Raw genomic sequence first — 18,145 nt, forward strand, 5'->3', positions numbered from 1 at the left:
TGTGTACACAGACTTTGTGGTTACAGCAGGTCCAATGTGGGAGCGAGCTTGCTCGCGATGAGGCCGGCCCAGGCCCCCTACATCCCGTGGGCCTTCAATAACCGCGCATAACTCCCATCCGCCTTCATCGCCGCGATCTCCCGGTCAAACCCCGCCACGATCTGCTCATGCTCCGGGTTCTTCAAGCTGACCAGGATGTGCAAGCTGTTTTCACTCAATGCCTTGGGCAAAAACTCCACGGCGTTACGCACCTTGGCGGATTCGCGGGCCAGGTAATAGCGGGCGACGTACTCGTCTTCCAGGGTCAACTTCACACGATCGGCAGCCAGCATGCGCACCGCCATCGCAAAGTTATGCACAGGGACTTTCTGCATTTGCAGGTCTTCGTCGAAGTCCTTGGAGTAGGCGTAGCCGCGAACCACGGCGATGGGATAGGCACGCAGCTGTTGCAGGTTGTCAAACTGGATCTCTTCGTCCTTGCGCTTGATGAAACGCACACGGTTGAGCAGATACTCGGCCGAGAACTGGCCGATGTGAGTGCGCTCCTCGCTGTACCAGGTGTTGACCAGCACGTCATAGCGGCCCTCGCCGATGCCCAGCATCGCCCGGGCCCAGGGCACCTGTTCGAAGTCCGTGGCATAGCCGGCCCGCGCCAGGGCCGTGCTGACGATATCGGTCGCCAGGCCACCATTGATCAAGGTGGAATCGGTAAAGGGCGGCCAGCCATCGGCGACCAGACGCAGCTTTTGCGCACAGGCCTCATAGCTCAGTAACAGCAACCCGATCAATGCAAGAGCTCGATGCAATCGCGGCATGCCAAACGTCCTTGACGGGTTCAAAGCCCGGTTTGTTTTTAGCCGACACTCAACAGGCATCCTCAGACACCCGGTTCTAACATTAGCTCATTGGAACCGCTGCGCAGCGCTGTCACGAAGATTACACAAAGACGACAACGCCGCGACAGAGGAATGATGGCGTTTTGGCCTTTATCGCAGATTTTCCAGCCGACCGAGAAAAAGACTTCCGGGCCAAGCACGCTTAATATCGGCATCAGGTTCTTCAGGAAATTCAAAAAATGGACATCGAGTGGGTCTGTAAACATCACAGTGACCTGAGCAAGGAACAGCTGTATGCCATCCTCAAATTGCGTGCCGAAGTGTTCGTTGTCGAGCAGAACTGCGCCTACCCGGATGTTGACGGCCTGGACCTTGAAGGCGACACGTGCCATTTGATGGCCTGGCAGGACAACCACCTGGTGGCCTACCTGCGCCTGCTCGACCCGCACTCGCAAAACAGTGACGTGGTGATCGGGCGCGTGATCATCGCGCCCCACGCACGCGGCCAGGGGCTGGGTCACACGTTGATGGAACAGGCGCTCAAGCAGGCCGAGAAATATTGGCCCGGTACGTCGATCTCATTGTCGGCCCAGGCGCATTTGCAGGGGTATTACGGGCGGTACGGGTTTGAAGTGGTGGGTGTGGAATATCTGGAAGATGGGATTCCGCACATTGGCATGCATCGGCCCTGAGGACGCCATCGCGAGCAAGCTCGCTCCCACAGGGATCTTCAGCGAACAACGATCAAATGTGGGAGCGAGCTTGCTCGCGATGGGGCCAGCCCAGGCAAAGCCAATACTCAGGGATACTCAAGCACCGCCTTGATCTGCGGCAAATTCCCCTCGATCCACCCCCGATCGATCGCCCCCCAATCGCGAATCCGATAACGCCCGGCATGGTTGCGTGCGCCGTCCTCTTGCTCGAACTCACAAACGATATCCAGGTCAGCCAGCGCGGCAATGGTGTCCTGGGCGGTGCGCCGGGGCATGCCGGTGGTTTCGGTGAGGGCCGGGACGTTGCTGGCGATACCGCTGTCGATCAGGTAAGCCACGTACAAGCGACGGTAGAAGCTGGTCTTGGTCTTGCTGACATCCATTCGGTCATTCCTTGTGGGGTTGCAGATCCCGCCAGGTCAGGTACACCCGCAGGTCGAATTCCAACTGGTGATACCCCGGCAGCATGTGCTCGCAGAGTTGGTAGAAGGCCTTGTTGTGGTCCGACTCCTTGAAGTGCGCCAGCTCGTGCACCACGATCATGTTCAGGAACTCGGGCGCCGCGTCCTTGAACAACGCAGCGATGCGGATTTCTTTCTTGGCCTTGAGCTTGCCACCCTGCACCCGCGACACCGCGGTATGCAGGCCGAGGGCGCGGTGGGTCAGGTCCAGGCGACTGTCGAACAACACCTTGTCGATGGCTGGCGCGTTACGCAGGTATTGCTGCTTGAGGTCCAGCGCATAACCGTACAGGGCTTTGTCGCTCTGGATCGGATGTCGGCCCGGGTAGCGCTGCTGCAGGTAATCGCCCAGTCGGTCCTGGGCAATCAATTGCTGCACTTGGGCTTGCAGGGCGGCGGGATAGGCCTGGAGGTATTTGAGCGCGGTCATCAAGGGCAACACAGTCACAAGAGGCCGCCAGTGTAGCGAATTCAAGCCTGCACCGCGCTCCAGTCGAACGGCGTGGCGAAGGCATTGGTGTCTTCGGCCATCAAGGGCCGCGCCACGAGGAACCCCTGCACGTACTCACAGCCATGGGCCTGCAGCCACTCATATTGCTCGCGGGTTTCCACCCCTTCGGCAATCACCCGCAAGCCCAGTTGCGTACACAGGTCGATCACCGAGGCGGCCAACGCGGCATCCCGGGGCGATCCTGGTATGCGGGCGATCAAATGCCGATCGAGCTTGAGGGTATCGAGCTCAAGGTCGCGCAGATGCGCCAGTGAACAGGGCCCCGAACCAAAGTCATCCAATGCAACCCGCACCCCGAGGTGACGCAGCAGTCGCAATTGCTTTTGGGTTTCATCGGGGTTGCGCATCAGCGCATCCTCAGTCACCTCGACCTCCAGTTGCCGGGGCTTCAAGGCATGACGCTCCAGGACCTGGCGCAACTCGGTCACCAGGTTGGGCATGCCGAACTGGGTACTGCTCAGGCTTACCCCCAACACCAGGTCGTCAGCGAACAAGCGCTCCCAGACTTTGCGCTGGGCGGCGCTGCGATGATAAATCCAGCTGCCCAGGCGACTGATCAACCGCGCCTCTTCCAGCAAGGGCAGGAACAGGCCCGGCGGAACATCACCGACGCTGGGGTGCTGCCAGCGCAACAGCGCTTCGAACCCGCGGATCCGCCCGTCGATGATGCTTACCTGCGGCTGGTAGACCATATTGAAATCGCGGTTCTCGATGGCCGAGCGCACGCTCTCTTCCAGCATCAGCCGTGAACGGGCTCGACCGTTCATTTCATGATCGTAAAAACGGTATTGCTGGCGGCCGGCACGCTTGGCTTCGTACATGGCGATGTCGGACGCCCGCAGCAATCCATCGAGATTGGCGCCGCAATCGGGGTACGTCGCGATGCCGATGCTGGCCCCAAGGGCCACGTCCATGCCTTCGATCTGCTGGCAGATGGCGACGCGCTCGATAAGTTTCTCGGCGATCTTGGCCGCCTGCTCGGGGAACTCCAGGTCCAGCAGCGCCGTGAACTCGTCCCCGCCCAAGCGCGCCAGGATATCGAATGGGCGCAGGCAGGCCTTCAACTGTTCCGACACCCAGCGCAATACCCGGTCCCCGGCATCGTGCCCCAGCGAGTCATTGACCCGCTTGAAACCATCGAGGTCCAGGTACAGCAACACCCAGTTGCTTTCCAGGCGCTCGCTGCGCATCAACAGGTTTTCGGCGGTCTGGTAGAACCCCCGACGGTTGAGCAAACCGGTCAGCGGGTCCGTGACGGCCTGGTATTCGAGTTGTTGGTGCAAGTGGCGAACCACGGACATGTCCTGGAGCGTCACCACCATCGCCTTCTGCTCCGACGGCAACGGCGCACAGGACAAGGCCACCGACACCTGCTGGCCGGGCGCCGTGCGCAGGACCGCGTCATGCAATCGCCAGGTTTCACCCCGACGATAGGCGTTGTGGATATCGGAATCGAGCCACTCGGGAATGTGCGGTTTCTGCAGGAAGTCCAGGAATGGCATGCCCTGCAATTGCTCGGCGGTGGCATTGAGCAAGCGGCAGGTAGAAGGGTTGGCGAAGCGGATACAGCCATTCTCATCCACCACCAGGATGCCTTCGGCGGCGTTGTCCAGCACCGAGGCATTAAAGGCCCTGGCCGCTTCGAGATCCTGGCTCAGGCGCTGCAAGGCCCGGCGATTGCGCTGGTGCTCGAGCAACGCCTGGACCTTGGGCTTGAGGATTTGCGGATCGAAGGGTTTGAACAGGTAATCCACGGCGCCACTGGCGTAGCCCTTGATCACCGCATCCTGGGATTGCTCGTTGGCCGTCAGGAAAATGATCGGCGTGAGCCGCGTGCGCTGGCTGCCGCGCATCAGGCGCGCCACTTCGAAACCGTCCATGTCAGGCATCTGCACATCCAGCAGAACCAGGTCGATATCGTGTTCGAGCAGCAGGTTAAGCGCCTCGACCCCCGAGGACGCGGTCATGACTCGCCAATCCTGACGCTGCAACAAGGCTCGCATGCTGAGCAGGTTTTCAGGGTAGTCATCAACAATCAAAAGGACAGAGCTGTCTTCGCCGAGCGGTGGTTGCGCGCATTCCATGCTGCTTCTCTTATCGGGCGCCACGTCCGTTTTTACGTAGCAAAGCGGACAAATACTGTCCCCCCACTCTAGACCGGGATTGTCAAAAGCAGTAGGTGTCAACGCGCCATCATCCAGACAAAGCCCGAAATAGCCGACTAACGGTCACCCTCCTCGGGCACAGAAACTGCAATGACACCCTCGACGGACAATTGACGTCAACCACCCGCCGAAAAGTTGCCAGGCAGTTTCTTCCGTCACTTACCCATACGCCCGAAAAGACCGGCCTAGAGCCTTGGTTCGTGGTGTGCGGCTTTTTCATCGAGTGACATAGGATCCCATCATGATCGATCTCTCAACCTGGAACCTGAGCATCCCCGAAGGCAGCCCTCCGGCCACCATCGAAACCTCTCAACTCGTGCAAGGATTCCAGGACCAGTATTTCCATTCCGATTCCGGCACGGTTTTTTTCTGGGCACCGGTAACCGGCGCCACGACCACCAATGCTATTTATCCGCGCAGTGAACTTCGTGAAACCTACAGCAACGGCACCTTGCGCAATTGGCTGTACCCGGCCGCGGACAACAAGCTGGCTGCCACCCTGGCCGTCAGCCAGGTGCCCAGCACCGGCAAGGTGGTGATTGGTCAGATCCATGCCAAGGACAGCACCAGCCCCCTGGTGAAGCTGGAATACCAATATAAAACCTACAGCTCCACCGGCAACATTGTCGCCAAGGTGCGCATGCGCCCGGACGACGAAGCAGGCCAGGTCATTACCATCGCCACGGGCATCAAGCTGAATCAATCCTTCTCTTACCTGATCCATCTCAGCCCCGCCGGCGTCCTGACCATCAATAGCACGGGTTACCAGTGGAGCTCCCCCATCAGCTCCACCTGGAGCGACAAGCCGCTGTACTTCAAGGCGGGCGTGTATGTGCAGGACAACACCGGTTATCCCACCGAAGGCGGGACCGTGACGTTCAGCCTGCTGGATATCGATCACATCTAGGCGCTTTGCGTGGTGCCAGGGTAGCAACGCAACGCTGCCAGCCAAGCAAGACACTATCGATACGCCATAGTTCAGTGCGAGCCGAAACTACCGACTAACGGTTATTCATCCAGGCATAAATGCTGCAACTGACATGTTCGACGGACAATTGACGTCAAACATCCGCCGGATGGCTGTTCAAAAAAACCCTTCCTGCGTGATCAACACACTCCAAATGCTCGGAGTAGAGCCTCCCGCTTTGGTACTCAGCACTTTTACGCCCGTTACGCAGGATCCGACCATGATCGATCTCAACACCTGGAACTTGAGCATTCCCGAAGGCAGCCCCGCCATCACCATCGAAACGCCTCGACTGGCCCAAGGGTTCAAGGATGAATATTTCCACTCCGACACCGGCACGCTGCTCTTCTGGGCGCCGGTGACCGGCACCAAGACTGCAAACGCGATCTACCCACGCAGCGAACTGCGGGAAACCTACAGCGACGGCACCCTGCGCAACTGGTTGTACCCAGCGGCGGACAACACCCTGCGTGCCGCCATCAGCGTCAACCAGGTGCCCAGCTCCGGCAAGATCGTGATCGGTCAGATCCACACCAAAGACAGCACCAGTCCGATGGTGAAACTGGAGTACCAGTACAAAACCTATAGCTCCACCGGCAACATCGTCGCCAAGGTGCGCATGCGCCCCGACGACGAAACCGGTCAAGTCATCACCATCGCCACCGGCGTGAAGCTCAACCAGAGCTTTACCTACATGATCCACCTCAGCCCGAAGGGGGCACTGGGCATCAGCGCGGCGGGCTACAACTGGAGAACCACTGTCGACCCTACCTGGAAGGTCAAACCGCTGTATTTCAAAGCGGGCGTGTACGTGCAGGACAACACCGGCTACACCACCGAAGGCGGCAAAGTGACGTTCAGCGCGCTGGAAATCAAACACACGACGCTTTGATCGAAAATCTGCTCAGCCGCAACAGCAGCACGGAACGCTGCTATCGGCGCCCCTCCTTAGAAGGCATCCGGTTCAGGGTGCTTTTTTTGCCCTGTACCTGGCAAAGCTGCCAAATTGCCATCGCGCAATGGTTCCGAGAAAAAACCAGGCAGCCGACCAATGGTTGTTTATCTCGGGCACAAAACCGGAAAACACCACTCTGACGGTCTGCTGACGCCAACCCTCCGCCGGACGACCGCGCCAAAAACTCGTCCGCGCCCCCCTTATGGCCTCAGCAAAAGCGCGTCTTAGAGCCTCCGGCTGTGGCGTAAATCATTTCTTCTTCTCAGAAAGGATCCGAACATGGTCGATCTTGCAACCTGGAACCTGAGCATCCCCGAAGGCAGCCCGCCGAAAACCATCGAAACCCCTCGACTGGTGGATGGGTTCCAGGACAAATATTTCAACTCCGAAGGCAGCACGGTGTATTTCTGGTCGCCGGTGACCGGCACCAAGACTGAAAACGCGATCTACCCGCGCAGCGAATTGCGAGAGACCTATAAAGACGGCACCTTGCGCAACTGGCTGTACCCCGACGCCGACAACCAATTGCGGGCGAACCTGGTCGTCAACCAGGTGCCCAGTAGCGGCAAGATCGTGATCGGTCAGATCCATGCCAAGGACAGCAGCAAGCCCTTGGTGAAGCTGGAATACCAATACAAGGATGCCACCAGCACGGGGGACATCGTCGCCAAGGTGCGCATGCGCCCCGATGACGACGAAGGCCGGGTCATCACCGTCGCCACCGGCGTGAAACTCAATCAGTCCTTCAGTTACCGGATCCACCTTGATCGTACCGGCGACCTGGGCATTACGGCGGCGGGTCGTAGCTGGTACACCACCATCAGCTCCACTTGGCGGGTCAAGCCGTTGTACTTCAAGGCCGGGGTGTACGTGCAGGACAACAGTGGCTACACCAGTGAAGGCGGGAAAGTGAAGTTCAGCGTGCTGGATATCGATCACAACACTTAAAAGTGCTTCCGAAAATCTCGTAGGATTTTGCTCCCCGTGGCGAGGGAGCTTGCTCCCGCTGGGCTGCGAAGCAGCCCCTCTTTTCGTCAGACCCACCGCATGTGCCGACTTTACGGCGGCTGCGCCCCCGAGCGGGAGCAAGCTCCCTCGCCACAGGGGGGCGGTGCGTCCTACAGGTCGATTTTGGTCTCGAAAATCTCCTCTATAGTTCGGCTTGTCTGCTGGCTTTGGTCAGTAGGCAGGGGTTTCGCAGCCCACTGACAGAACAGAGACTTTGCACCGTCAAATGAAAATTCAGGCAAACTCGCCTGCGTTCATTTTATGGCGGTTGCGTGCGGGAGACCTTCGGGTCTGCCGGGTTTGGTCTCTATCTCGGTCTGCGAACCCGCGCGCAACTGCCACCCATTTGTTTCGCAGCAAGAGGGTGGCGATCGATTTTTATTAATAGAGCCCAAACCTTATGACGACGACTCAATCACTTAGCCGCTTCACCCCTCTCACTCCAATCGCCACCACCCAACCTGTGCTGTTCATTGACAAAACCGTCCCGCTAACAGAGCTTCACGCCTGCGCCAGCGAACGCCTACACGCCACCCTCGACTATCTGACACTCATGGCCTGCGCCACCCTGCGCGATTCGGCCGCCAGCGATTTCAATACCCTCACCAACGTCGCCCGGATTCTGGTCCAGGATGTCACCGACGTGTTCGGCGTCATCGAACAACGCGGCCTCGAAGACCAATAAAGCCCTCCCAGTGGGAGATGATCCCCTGTGGGAGCGAGCTTGCTCGCGATAGCGCTGGGTCAGTGATAGGGATGTTGGCTGACACAGCGCTATCAGGATCTGTGTGCATATCCGTTTTTTTGTAACGGCCACTTATGGTTCCGCTCTTACAGCGGGTCACTTTCGAAAAGCCCGGAAGCCGGCCCAGTCGAAAGTAACCAAAGCGCTCCTGCCCCACCACTCGGCACCTCGCTTAGGCTCGGTGTGCCCTCACTCCGGCATTGCTCCGTGGGCCCGCCGCGAAGGGCCATCCATGGCCCAGCGCGGCTACCTCGGCATCCATGCCGAGGTGCCCACTACGCAATGCCTGCGTTCGGCCAGCGTGGTTAACGGGGCGCCGAGATCAACGTCCATCGCGAGGCGGCCTGGTAGCCGACCTGGCTCTTGCGGTCGTACACCCATCAGCTCTGCTTGAGCAGGACCTGTGGGAGCAAAGCTTGCTCGCGAGGCGGTCGGTACATTCAACATCTTCATCGACTGAACCACCGCCTTCGCGAGCAAGCTTTGCTCCCACACATACCTGTTCCCACAGGGGAAACGCGGTCTCACCAAGAGCCAGGTCGGCTATAAGGCCGCCTCGGCGTGGACGTTGATCTCGGGCGCCCCGTTAACCACGATGGCCGAACGCAGGCATTGCGCAGTGGGCATCCCGGCATGGATGCCGGGATAGCCGCGCTGGGCCATGGATGGCCCTTCGCGGCGGGCCCACGGAGCAATGCCGGAGTGAGGGCATGCCGAGCCCTAGCGAGGCACCGAGTGGTGGGGCAAAAGCGTTTTGCTTACTTTTGCGCTTCTCAAAAGTGAGCCGCCGTAAGGGCGGAACCATAAGCAGCCGTTACCCAAAAAACGGATATACCCCCAAATCCCAAACATAAAAAAACCCGCATCACTGCGGGTTTTCTCACAACGCTAAAACATCAATTAACCTTAGCGTTCAACTCACCTTTCAAATACCGCTGATACATAGCCTCCAGAGAGATCGGCTTGATCTTGGAAGCATTACCCGCAGTACCAAACGCCTCATAACGCGCAATACACACATCACGCATCGCCGTCACGGTCGCACCGAAGAACTTACGCGGATCAAACTCGCTCGGGTTGGTCGCCATCAAACGACGCATGGCACCAGTAGAAGCCAGACGCAGATCGGTATCGATGTTGACCTTGCGTACGCCGTACTTGATGCCTTCGACGATTTCCTCAACCGGCACGCCGTAGGTTTCCTTGATGTCGCCACCGTACTGGTTGATGATCGCCAGCCACTCTTGTGGAACCGAGGAAGAACCGTGCATCACCAGGTGGGTGTTCGGGATGCGCTTGTGGATTTCCTTGATGCGGTCGATCGCCAGCACGTCGCCGGTTGGCGGCTTGGTGAACTTGTAGGCGCCGTGGCTGGTGCCGATGGCGATGGCCAGGGCGTCGACCTGGGTCTTCTTGACGAAGTCCGCCGCTTCTTCCGGATCGGTCAGCATCTGGCTGTGGTCCAGCACGCCTTCGGCGCCGATGCCGTCTTCTTCACCGGCCATGCCGGTTTCCAACGAACCCAGGCAACCCAGTTCGCCTTCCACCGACACGCCGCAGGCGTGGGCCATGGCGACGGTCTGCTGGGTGACGCGTACGTTGTACTCGTAGTCGGTCGGGGTCTTGCCGTCTTCGCCGAGGGAACCGTCCATCATCACCGAGCTGAAGCCCAGCTGGATGGAACGCTGGCAGACGTCCGGGCTGGTGCCGTGGTCCTGGTGCATGCACACCGGGATGTGCGGGAATTCTTCGATCGCAGCCAGGATCAGGTGACGCAGGAACGGCGCGCCAGCGTATTTGCGGGCACCGGCCGAAGCCTGGACGATCACCGGAGAGTCAGTCTTGTCAGCGGCTTCCATGATGGCGCGCATCTGCTCAAGGTTGTTGACGTTAAAGGCTGGAACGCCGTAGCCGAACTCGGCTGCGTGGTCCAGCATCTGACGCATGCTGATAAGTGCCATTGTGTCTCTCTCCCGGTCGAGGGTCGTTAATCGTGCCAGCCTGCCGGAGCGGCGGCGGCTATTCAAGTCATTGCGGATCGGGGGTCGGTCCCGGTCTGCGTGTTCGGTATCGCTAAACCCAGATACTGACGCAATCCCTGTGGGAGCGAGCTTGCTCGCGATGAGGGCGGCACATGCAACATCACTGTCGCCTGCTACACCGCTATCGCGAGCAAGCTCGCTCCCACATGGGTTCTGTTCCAGCCTCTGGATCCGTGTGGATCAATCTTGTCACTCGGCCTTGCAGCCGCGCCCAATCAAATCATTGGTGGCGACCCAATAAACCAGGCCTTCCTCACCCTTGACGTGAAACGCCAGCATGTCATCGCTGTACAGTGAACCTTCAGCACCCGGTTCAAGCTTGAGGCGATAAACCTTATCGGCGCCGCCCAGGCGTGCATCGACTTCCTTGTGGGCGGTGTCGGTGTAGCGCCAGAGCACCTTGGCCTCGCTGTCACAGGTCCAGGTCGTCCAACCTTCAACAGGTTCGGACGTGTGCAAAAAGTCCAACTGCGCACAACCGCCCAGCAATGCCAACGCCACGACGGCGATCAAGCCTTTCATCCGTGTTCCTCGACGGACGGCACACGCCGCCAGCCATGAGTTAAGAGTCAGACCCGTCAAGGACAACCATGTTCCTTGGTCGGGGTTTGCGTCTCGTATTTGTCCAGGCCGTCCGGTCCGGAACGCTTGTTCAGCACCGGGTTGGTCTCGGCCTGCCAGTCGGCCTGATAACAACCGTCTTCAGGCGCCGGCGTGCCGGGTTGCGAGGCCGGAGCCTGCGGGCCGCTTGAGCAGGCCACCAGCATCGTCGCCGCCAACAGCAACGGGATCGTCTTGACCATCAGAACACTCCTTTGCCTGGTCAATGCAGCTTCAGGCCTTGGCCCGGCTTTCCAGGACTTCCACGGCTGGCAACACTTTGCCTTCGACGAACTCGAGGAATGCGCCACCGCCAGTAGAAATGTAGGAGATCTGCTCGGCCACGCCATATTTGTCGATGGCCGCCAGGGTGTCGCCGCCACCGGCGATGGAGAACGCAGCGCTGTCGGCAATGGCCTGGGCCAGCACCTTGGTGCCGTTGCCGAACTGGTCGAACTCGAACACGCCGACCGGGCCGTTCCACAGGATGGTCTTGGAAGATTTCAGCAGTTCGGCGAAGTTGGCTGCGGTTTGCGGGCCGATGTCGAGGATCATGTCGTCCTCGGCTACGTCATCGATCAGCTTGACGGTGGCAGTGGCGCTTTCTGCGAACTCCTTGGCCACGACCACGTCCACTGGCAACGGTACGCTGACCTTGGCGGCGATTTCCCGAGCGGTGTTCAGCAGGTCCGGTTCGTACAGGGATTTACCGACCGGGTAACCCGCAGCGGCGAGGAAGGTGTTGGCGATGCCGCCACCGACGATCAACTGGTTGCAGACCTGGCTCAGGCTGTTGAGCACGTCCAGCTTGGTGGAGACCTTGGAGCCGGCAACGATGGCGGCCATCGGCTGGGCCGGGGAGCCCAGGGCCTTGCCCAGTGCGTCCAGCTCGGCAGCCAGCAACGGGCCTGCGGCGGCGACTTTGGCGAACTTCGCCACGCCGTGGGTCGAGCCCTCGGCACGGTGGGCGGTGCCGAACGCGTCCATCACGAACACGTCGCACAGGGCGGCGTATTGCTGGGCCAGTTCGTCGGCGTTCTTTTTCTCGCCCTTGTTGAAGCGCACGTTTTCAAACAGCACGACATCGCCGGCTTTCACGTCCACGCCGCCCAGGTAGTCAGCGACCAATGGCACTTCACGGCCCAGGGCACGGCTCAGGTAATCGGCCACAGGCTTGAGGCTGTTTTCCGCCGAGAACTCGCCTTCGGTCGGACGGCCCAGGTGGGAGCAGACCATCACGGCCGCGCCTTTTTCCAGGGCCAGCTTGATGGTCGGCAGCGAGGCCAGGATGCGCGCGTCGCTGGTGACAACACCGTCCTTGACGGGGACGTTGAGGTCTTCGCGGATCAGTACGCGCTTACCTTGCAGATCGAGGTCGGACATCTTCAACACGGTCATGGGTCGCAATTCCTGGGTAACTGTTTAGAGAGCAGGTTTTTTAGAAGCGGTTTGCAGGTAATGCTCGGCAACGTCCAGCATTCGGTTGGCAAACCCCCATTCGTTGTCGAACCAGGCCAGGATGTTCACAAGCCGAGGCCCGGAAACACGGGTCTGGCTGGCATCGACGATGGCCGAATGTGGGTCATGGTTAAAATCACAACTGGCATGAGGCAACTCGGTGTAGGCCAGAAGGCCTTTGAGCGGACCGCTGGTGGCGGCTTCGCGCAGGATCCGGTTGACCTCGGTGGCGTCGGTATCGCTCACGGTCTGCATCGTAATGTCGAGGCAGGACACGTTGACCGTCGGCACCCGCACGGCTTTGGCCTGAATTCGCCCCGCAAGTTCCGGCAACAGCCGTTCGATGCCGCGCGCCAGACCAGTGGACACCGGAATCACCGATTGGAACGCCGAACGGGTGCGGCGCAAGTCCTCATGGTGGTAAGCGTCGATCACCGGCTGGTCGTTCATCGCCGAGTGAATGGTGGTGATCGACACGTATTCCAGGCCAATGGCCTGGTCCAGCAGGCGCAACAGCGGCACGCCGCAGTTGGTGGTGCAGGACGCGTTGGACACCAGCAGCTCTTCGCCGGTCAGGCAATCCTGGTTCACGCCGTAGACGATGGTGGCGTCCACGTCCGCTTCACTGGCCATCGGCTGGGAGAACAACACCCGTGGCGCGCCGGCAGCGAGAAAACGCTGGCCGTCTTCGCGGGTGTGGTAGGCGCCGGAGCACTCGAGCACCAGATCGACATCCAGGGATGCCCAATCGATGCCTTCGGGGGTGGCGCTGCGCAAGACCTTCACGCAGTCGCCATTAATATGCAGACAATCGCCCTCGACCCGCACTTCGCCGGGAAACCGGCCGTGGGTGGAGTCAAAGCGTGTCAGGTATTCGATGCTGGCCATGTCGGCCAGGTCATTGATCGCCACAATCTCGAAACCGGCCTCGGCCCCTCGCTCGAACAACGCACGCAAGACGCAACGACCTATCCGGCCGTAGCCGTTGAGTGCAACTTTGTAGGGACGCGGTTGGGGCATGGGGTTCTCGATTAGCGGGGTGAATCCTTCAATCCTGCATGGCCTGGGCCATCGCTATCGCGAGCAAGCTCGCTCCCACATGGGATTGCATTCCAAATGTGGGAGCGAGCTTGCTCGCGATGGCGTCAGCCCAGGCGACGCAACTTTCGGATCAGTCTTCCAGCAACTCTTCAGCCTGACCCAGGATGTTTTCCAGGGTGAAACCGAATTCCTCGAACAGCGCCGGCGCAGGCGCCGATTCGCCGTAGGTGGTCATGCCGATCACGCGACCTTCCAGGCCCACGTACTTGTACCAGTAATCGGCGTGAGCAGCCTCGATGGCGATCCGCGCACTGACCTGCAGCGGCAACACCGCTTGCTTGTAGCCGGCATCCTGGGCATCGAACACGCTGGTGCAAGGCATGGACACTACGCGCACGTTGCGGCCCTGCTCGGTCAGCTTGTCGTAGGCCTGGACGGCCAGGCCGACTTCGGAACCGGTGGCGATCAGGATCAGCTCAGGCTCGCCGATGCAGTCCTTGAGCACATAGCCGCCACGAGCGATGTCGCCGATCTGGTCGGCATCGCGGTTCTGGTGCTGCAGGTTCTGGCGGGAGAAGATCAGCGCCGATGGACCGTCGTTGCGCTCGATGGCGTGTTTCCAGGCCACCGCCGATTCCACGGCATCGCATGGGCGCCAGGTGTCCAGGTTCGGCGTGCAACGCAGGCTCGCCAGTTGCTCGATCGGCTGGTGAGTCGGGCCGTCTTCGCCCAGGCCGATGGAGTCGTGGGTGAACACATACAGGATGCGTTTTTTCATCAGCGCCGACATGCGCACGGCGTTGCGGGCGTATTCCATGAACATCAGGAAGGTCGCGCCGTAAGGCACCAGGCCGCCGTGCAACGCCACGCCGTTCATGATCGCGCTCATGCCGAACTCGCGAACGCCGTAGTACATGTAGTTGCCGCTGGCATCTTCAGCGCTGACGCCTTTGCAGCCTTTCCACAAGGTCAGGTTGGAACCGGCCAGGTCGGCCGAACCGCCCAGCAGTTCCGGCAACAATGGGCCGAAGGCGTTCAGGGTGTTCTGGCTGGCCTTGCGGCTGGCGATGGTTTCGCCCTTGGCGGCGACTTCAGCGATGTACGCCGAGGCTTTTTCGGCGAAGTCGGCCGGCAGCTCGCCGCTGAGGCGACGCACCAGCTCATTGGCCAGCTCAGGGAATTCGGCGGAATACGCGGCGAAACGCTGATCCCATTCGGCTTCGACCGCGCGACCTTTTTCCTTGGCATCCCACTCGGCATAAATGTTGGCCGGGATTTCGAACGGGCCATGGTTCCACTTCAACGCGGCGCGGGTCAGGGCGATTTCCTCGGCACCCAGTGGCGCGCCGTGGCAGTCTTCCTTGCCTTGTTTGTTCGGCGAGCCGAAACCGATGGTGGTCTTGCAGCAGATCAGGGTCGGCTGGGCGCTTTTGCGGGCGGTCTCGATGGCGGTCTTGATCTCTTCCGGATCGTGGCCGTCGACGTTGCGGATCACCAGCCAGTTGTAGGCTTCGAAACGCTTGGGAGTGTCGTCGGTGAACCAGCCTTCGACTTCGCCATCAATGGAGATGCCGTTGTCGTCATAGAAGGCGATCAGCTTGTCCAGGCCCAGGGTGCCGGCCAGGGAGGCGACTTCATGGGAAATGCCTTCCATCATGCAGCCATCACCCAGGAATACGTAGGTGTGGTGATCGACGACGTTATGGCCGGGGCGGTTGAATTGCGCCGCCAGGACTTTTTCTGCCAGTGCAAAACCTACGGCGTTGGCCAAACCCTGGCCCAATGGACCGGTGGTGGTTTCCACGCCTGGGGTGTAGCCGTATTCCGGGTGGCCCGGGGTGCGGCTGTGCAGTTGACGGAAGTTCTTCAGGTCATCGATCGACAGGTCGTAGCCGGTCAGGTGCAGCAGCGAGTAGATCAACATCGAGCCGTGACCGTTGGACAGTACGAAACGGTCACGGTCGGCGAAGGCTGGGTTGCTCGGGCTGTGCTTGAGGTAGTCGCGCCAAAGCACCTCGGCGATATCCGCCATACCCATGGGGGCACCGGGATGGCCGCTGTTGGCTTTCTGCACGGCATCCATGCTGAGGGCACGAATGGCATTGGCACGCTCACGACGGCTGGGCATCGCTGTTCTCCTGCGGGTATTGAATCGAGAATGAATAAAAATGGAACTGAAAAAAGGCGAGCATTTTCCCTCACCCACCCGCCTCGGGGCAATGACAGATAGTCATCCTTGGGCGTTTTTCCGGTGGATAAAGTCGCATTAGCCAGGTGAAACCTTTCCGCTGATGGCTTGTAGAGTCAAGCACAGGTTGGGAAGTGCCATTTATCCAGCAATATCAAAACTTTTTGATATTGAACTTGCGATGATCCAAACCCCTCACTAGACTGCCCCACTATGAAACAGACTGCCGCACTATGAACTTACCTGCGCCGTCCATTCGCCATGACGACTGCGATGAACTGGCGGCCCTTTGCAAGGCCGGCGGCGATCCGTTGCGGCTCAATGTATTGCGCGCCCTGGCCAACGACTCGTTCGGCGTGCTGGAACTGGCGCAGATCTTCGGCATCGGCCAGTCCGGCATGAGCCACCACCTCAAGGTCCTGGCCCAGGCTGACCTGGTGGCGACCCGCCGGGAAGGCAACGCCATTTTCTATCGCCGCGCCCTGCCCCACACCGACCTGCTGGGCGGCAAGCTGCACGCCGCGCTGCTGGACGAAGTGGACGCGCTGAACCTGCCGACGGACGTGCAGGCTCGCATCGCCCAGGTACACGGGCAACGGGCCGCCGCCAGCCAGGACTTTTTCGCCCGGGTCGCCGAGAAATTCCGCGCCCAGCAAGACCTGATCGCCGGACTGCCGCAATACCGCGAAAGCGTCGTGGCGCTGCTCGATAAACTAGGCTTCGAAGCCACGGCCACGGCGATCGAAGTCGGCCCCGGCGATGGCGCCTTTCTGCCGGAGCTGGCGCGACGCTTCAGCCAGGTGACGGCGCTGGACAACAGCCCGGCCATGCTTGAGCTGGCGCGCCAGGTGTGTGAACGCGAGGCCCTGGCTAACGTCAGCCTGCAACTGGCCGACGCCCTGGATGGCATGAGCCTGCAGGCCGACTGCGTAGTATTGAACATGGTGCTTCATCATTTCGCCGCGCCGGCCGATGCACTCAGGCACATGGCCGCCCTGCTGCAACCGGGCGGCAGCCTGCTGGTGACGGAGTTATGCAGTCACAACCAGAGCTGGGCCAGGGAGGCCTGTGGCGATCTCTGGCTCGGCTTCGAACAGGACGACCTGGCCCGCTGGGCCACCGCTGCGGGCCTCGTGCCCGGGGAAAGCCTCTATGTAGGCTTACGTAATGGTTTCCAGATCCAGGTTCGCCACTTTCAGCGGCCGACTGGCGACACTCACCAACGGTAACTTGTAGGAAAACATCGAGATGAGCGAATACTCCCTTTTCACCTCCGAGTCCGTGTCTGAAGGGCATCCGGACAAAATCGCCGACCAGATTTCTGATGCGGTGCTGGACGCCATCATTGCTGAAGACAAGTTCGCCCGCGTGGCGTGCGAGACTCTGGTGAAAACGGGCGTGGCGATCATCGCCGGCGAAGTCACTACTTCGGCCTGGGTCGACCTGGAACAGATCGTCCGCGACGTGATCCTGGGCATTGGCTACAACAGCTCCGACGTCGGCTTCGACGGCGCGACCTGCGGCGTGATGAACATCATCGGCAAGCAGTCCCCCGACATCAACCAAGGCGTTGACCGGGCCAAGCCGGAAGACCAGGGTGCCGGCGACCAGGGCCTGATGTTCGGCTACGCCAGCAACGAGACCGACGTGCTGATGCCGGCCCCGATCACCTTCTCGCACCAGTTGGTTCAACGCCAGGCCGAGGCCCGTAAATCCGGCCTGCTGCCTTGGCTGCGCCCGGACGCCAAGTCCCAGGTGACCTGCCGTTACGAAGGCGGCAAGGTGGTGGGTATCGATGCCGTCGTCCTGTCGACCCAGCACAACCCTGATGTGTCCTACAAAGACCTGCGCGAAGGCGTGATGGAACTGATCGTCAAGCACGTGCTGCCTGCCGAGTTGCTGTCCAAGGACACCCAGTTCCACATCAACCCGACCGGCCAGTTCATCATCGGCGGCCCGGTGGGCGACTGCGGCCTGACCGGTCGCAAGATCATCGTCGACAGCTACGGCGGCATGGCCCGTCATGGCGGCGGCGCGTTCTCCGGCAAGGACCCATCGAAGGTTGACCGTTCGGCGGCCTACGCCGGCCGCTATGTCGCCAAGAACATCGTCGCCGCCGGCCTGGCCGAGCGCTGCGAGATCCAGGTGTCCTACGCCATTGGCGTGGCCCAGCCTACGTCGATCTCGCTGAATACCTTCGGCACCGGCAAGATCGGCGATGACAAGATCATCAACCTGGTCCGTGAAGTGTTCGACCTGCGTCCATACGCCATCACCACCATGCTCGACCTGCTGCACCCGATGTACCAGGAGACCGCCGCCTATGGCCACTTCGGTCGTACGCCGCAGACCAAGACCGTGGGTGACGATACCTTCACCACCTTCACCTGGGAAAAAACCGACCGCGCCGACTCCCTGCGCGCCGCTGCCGGCCTGTAATACCGGAGGGTAAAGA

At 60.4% G+C, this 18,145-nt stretch carries 17 protein-coding genes; 7 read left to right on the plus strand and 10 right to left on the minus strand.

The features are described 5' to 3' along the window. Positions 1 to 77: 77 nt before the first annotated feature. Entirely contained in the window at positions 78 to 815 is a 738-nt protein-coding gene (locus QMK47_RS27310) for a substrate-binding periplasmic protein (protein ID WP_253470094.1), read from the minus strand. A gap of 260 nt (positions 816 to 1,075) precedes the next feature. Here QMK47_RS27310 and QMK47_RS27315 point away from each other — a divergent pair, with 260 nt between their 5' ends. After that, positions 1,076 to 1,528, plus strand: coding sequence for a GNAT family N-acetyltransferase (locus tag QMK47_RS27315; RefSeq protein ID WP_253470097.1), 453 nt, complete (start codon positions 1,076 to 1,078; stop codon positions 1,526 to 1,528). A gap of 107 nt (positions 1,529 to 1,635) precedes the next feature. Here the strand turns inward: QMK47_RS27315 and QMK47_RS27320 are convergent, their stop codons facing one another. The 3 genes from QMK47_RS27320 to QMK47_RS27330 are packed head-to-tail and all read right to left on the minus strand — an operon-like array spanning position 1,636 to position 4,605. Continuing rightward, positions 1,636 to 1,932 carry a winged helix-turn-helix domain-containing protein gene (locus tag QMK47_RS27320; protein ID WP_258689590.1) on the minus strand — a complete coding sequence of 99 codons (297 nt, stop codon included), beginning with the start codon at positions 1,930 to 1,932 and terminating at the stop codon, positions 1,636 to 1,638. 4 nt (positions 1,933 to 1,936) lie between these two features. Next, complete coding sequence (locus tag QMK47_RS27325; RefSeq protein WP_024619094.1) at positions 1,937 to 2,440, minus strand: M48 family metallopeptidase; 504 nt, start codon at positions 2,438 to 2,440, stop codon at positions 1,937 to 1,939. Positions 2,441 to 2,481: 41 nt separating this feature from the next. Beyond that, positions 2,482 to 4,605, minus strand: a complete 2,124-nt coding sequence (locus QMK47_RS27330; RefSeq protein WP_320389564.1) for a putative bifunctional diguanylate cyclase/phosphodiesterase — start codon at positions 4,603 to 4,605, stop codon at positions 2,482 to 2,484. Between the two features lie 322 nt (positions 4,606 to 4,927). Between QMK47_RS27330 and QMK47_RS27335 the strand changes: the two genes are divergently transcribed. The 4 genes from QMK47_RS27335 (at position 4,928) to QMK47_RS27350 (ending at position 8,301) form a co-directional block, all read left to right on the plus strand. After that, positions 4,928 to 5,593 (plus strand): polysaccharide lyase family 7 protein, encoded by a 666-nt coding sequence (locus QMK47_RS27335; RefSeq protein WP_253470103.1) that lies wholly within the window; start codon positions 4,928 to 4,930, stop codon positions 5,591 to 5,593. Between the two features lie 280 nt (positions 5,594 to 5,873). Continuing rightward, on the plus strand, positions 5,874 to 6,545 hold the full coding sequence (locus tag QMK47_RS27340) for a polysaccharide lyase family 7 protein (protein WP_253470105.1): 672 nt from the start codon (positions 5,874 to 5,876) through the stop codon (positions 6,543 to 6,545). 342 nt (positions 6,546 to 6,887) lie between these two features. Continuing rightward, the gene (locus tag QMK47_RS27345; protein WP_258689591.1) at positions 6,888 to 7,556 is read left to right on the plus strand and encodes a polysaccharide lyase family 7 protein; all 669 of its coding nucleotides are present in this window, start codon (positions 6,888 to 6,890) and stop codon (positions 7,554 to 7,556) included. A gap of 460 nt (positions 7,557 to 8,016) precedes the next feature. Continuing rightward, entirely contained in the window at positions 8,017 to 8,301 is a 285-nt protein-coding gene (locus QMK47_RS27350) for a fructose-bisphosphate aldolase (RefSeq protein WP_258689592.1), read from the plus strand. A 956-nt stretch (positions 8,302 to 9,257) separates the two neighbouring features. On the opposite strand, the gene fba is transcribed toward QMK47_RS27350, so the two are convergent. From fba to tkt, 6 genes are all read right to left on the minus strand, one after another. Next, complete coding sequence (fba, locus tag QMK47_RS27355) at positions 9,258 to 10,322, minus strand: class II fructose-bisphosphate aldolase (RefSeq protein ID WP_003177554.1); 1,065 nt, start codon at positions 10,320 to 10,322, stop codon at positions 9,258 to 9,260. A gap of 270 nt (positions 10,323 to 10,592) precedes the next feature. Beyond that, positions 10,593 to 10,925, minus strand: coding sequence for an MliC family protein (locus QMK47_RS27360; RefSeq protein ID WP_320389565.1), 333 nt, complete (start codon positions 10,923 to 10,925; stop codon positions 10,593 to 10,595). Positions 10,926 to 10,981: 56 nt separating this feature from the next. Beyond that, positions 10,982 to 11,206, minus strand: coding sequence for a hypothetical protein (locus QMK47_RS27365; protein ID WP_214509942.1), 225 nt, complete (start codon positions 11,204 to 11,206; stop codon positions 10,982 to 10,984). 31 nt (positions 11,207 to 11,237) lie between these two features. Beyond that, positions 11,238 to 12,401, minus strand: coding sequence for a phosphoglycerate kinase (locus QMK47_RS27370; protein WP_320389566.1), 1,164 nt, complete (start codon positions 12,399 to 12,401; stop codon positions 11,238 to 11,240). Between the two features lie 24 nt (positions 12,402 to 12,425). Further along, positions 12,426 to 13,481 carry an erythrose-4-phosphate dehydrogenase gene (epd, locus tag QMK47_RS27375; protein ID WP_320389567.1) on the minus strand — a complete coding sequence of 352 codons (1,056 nt, stop codon included), beginning with the start codon at positions 13,479 to 13,481 and terminating at the stop codon, positions 12,426 to 12,428. A 151-nt stretch (positions 13,482 to 13,632) separates the two neighbouring features. After that, positions 13,633 to 15,630, minus strand: coding sequence for a transketolase (tkt, locus tag QMK47_RS27380; RefSeq protein WP_253470115.1), 1,998 nt, complete (start codon positions 15,628 to 15,630; stop codon positions 13,633 to 13,635). Positions 15,631 to 15,923: 293 nt separating this feature from the next. Here tkt and QMK47_RS27385 point away from each other — a divergent pair, with 293 nt between their 5' ends. Continuing rightward, a complete protein-coding gene (locus QMK47_RS27385; RefSeq protein WP_214509945.1) occupies positions 15,924 to 16,919 on the plus strand; it encodes an ArsR/SmtB family transcription factor in 996 nt (331 codons plus the stop codon). Positions 16,920 to 16,938: 19 nt separating this feature from the next. Continuing rightward, the gene (gene metK, locus QMK47_RS27390) at positions 16,939 to 18,129 is read left to right on the plus strand and encodes a methionine adenosyltransferase (protein ID WP_258689595.1); all 1,191 of its coding nucleotides are present in this window, start codon (positions 16,939 to 16,941) and stop codon (positions 18,127 to 18,129) included. Positions 18,130 to 18,145 lie beyond the last annotated feature (16 nt).

Origin of the sequence: Pseudomonas sp. P9_35 (assembly GCF_034008205.1) — a bacterium.
Lineage (GTDB): Bacteria > Pseudomonadota > Gammaproteobacteria > Pseudomonadales > Pseudomonadaceae > Aquipseudomonas > Aquipseudomonas kilonensis.

Coding starts and splice junctions, on each gene's coding strand:
- QMK47_RS27310 (WP_253470094.1), bottom strand. CDS start 815: ATGCCGCGATTGCATCGAGCTCTTGCATTGATCGGGTTGCTGTTACTG.
- QMK47_RS27315 (WP_253470097.1), top strand. CDS start 1,076: ATGGACATCGAGTGGGTCTGTAAACATCACAGTGACCTGAGCAAGGAA.
- QMK47_RS27320 (WP_258689590.1), bottom strand. CDS start 1,932: ATGGATGTCAGCAAGACCAAGACCAGCTTCTACCGTCGCTTGTACGTG.
- QMK47_RS27325 (WP_024619094.1), bottom strand. CDS start 2,440: ATGACCGCGCTCAAATACCTCCAGGCCTATCCCGCCGCCCTGCAAGCC.
- QMK47_RS27330 (WP_320389564.1), bottom strand. CDS start 4,605: ATGGAATGCGCGCAACCACCGCTCGGCGAAGACAGCTCTGTCCTTTTG.
- QMK47_RS27335 (WP_253470103.1), top strand. CDS start 4,928: ATGATCGATCTCTCAACCTGGAACCTGAGCATCCCCGAAGGCAGCCCT.
- QMK47_RS27340 (WP_253470105.1), top strand. CDS start 5,874: ATGATCGATCTCAACACCTGGAACTTGAGCATTCCCGAAGGCAGCCCC.
- QMK47_RS27345 (WP_258689591.1), top strand. CDS start 6,888: ATGGTCGATCTTGCAACCTGGAACCTGAGCATCCCCGAAGGCAGCCCG.
- QMK47_RS27350 (WP_258689592.1), top strand. CDS start 8,017: ATGACGACGACTCAATCACTTAGCCGCTTCACCCCTCTCACTCCAATC.
- fba (WP_003177554.1), bottom strand. CDS start 10,322: ATGGCACTTATCAGCATGCGTCAGATGCTGGACCACGCAGCCGAGTTC.
- QMK47_RS27360 (WP_320389565.1), bottom strand. CDS start 10,925: ATGAAAGGCTTGATCGCCGTCGTGGCGTTGGCATTGCTGGGCGGTTGT.
- QMK47_RS27365 (WP_214509942.1), bottom strand. CDS start 11,206: ATGGTCAAGACGATCCCGTTGCTGTTGGCGGCGACGATGCTGGTGGCC.
- QMK47_RS27370 (WP_320389566.1), bottom strand. CDS start 12,401: ATGACCGTGTTGAAGATGTCCGACCTCGATCTGCAAGGTAAGCGCGTA.
- epd (WP_320389567.1), bottom strand. CDS start 13,481: ATGCCCCAACCGCGTCCCTACAAAGTTGCACTCAACGGCTACGGCCGG.
- tkt (WP_253470115.1), bottom strand. CDS start 15,630: ATGCCCAGCCGTCGTGAGCGTGCCAATGCCATTCGTGCCCTCAGCATG.
- QMK47_RS27385 (WP_214509945.1), top strand. CDS start 15,924: ATGAACTTACCTGCGCCGTCCATTCGCCATGACGACTGCGATGAACTG.
- metK (WP_258689595.1), top strand. CDS start 16,939: ATGAGCGAATACTCCCTTTTCACCTCCGAGTCCGTGTCTGAAGGGCAT.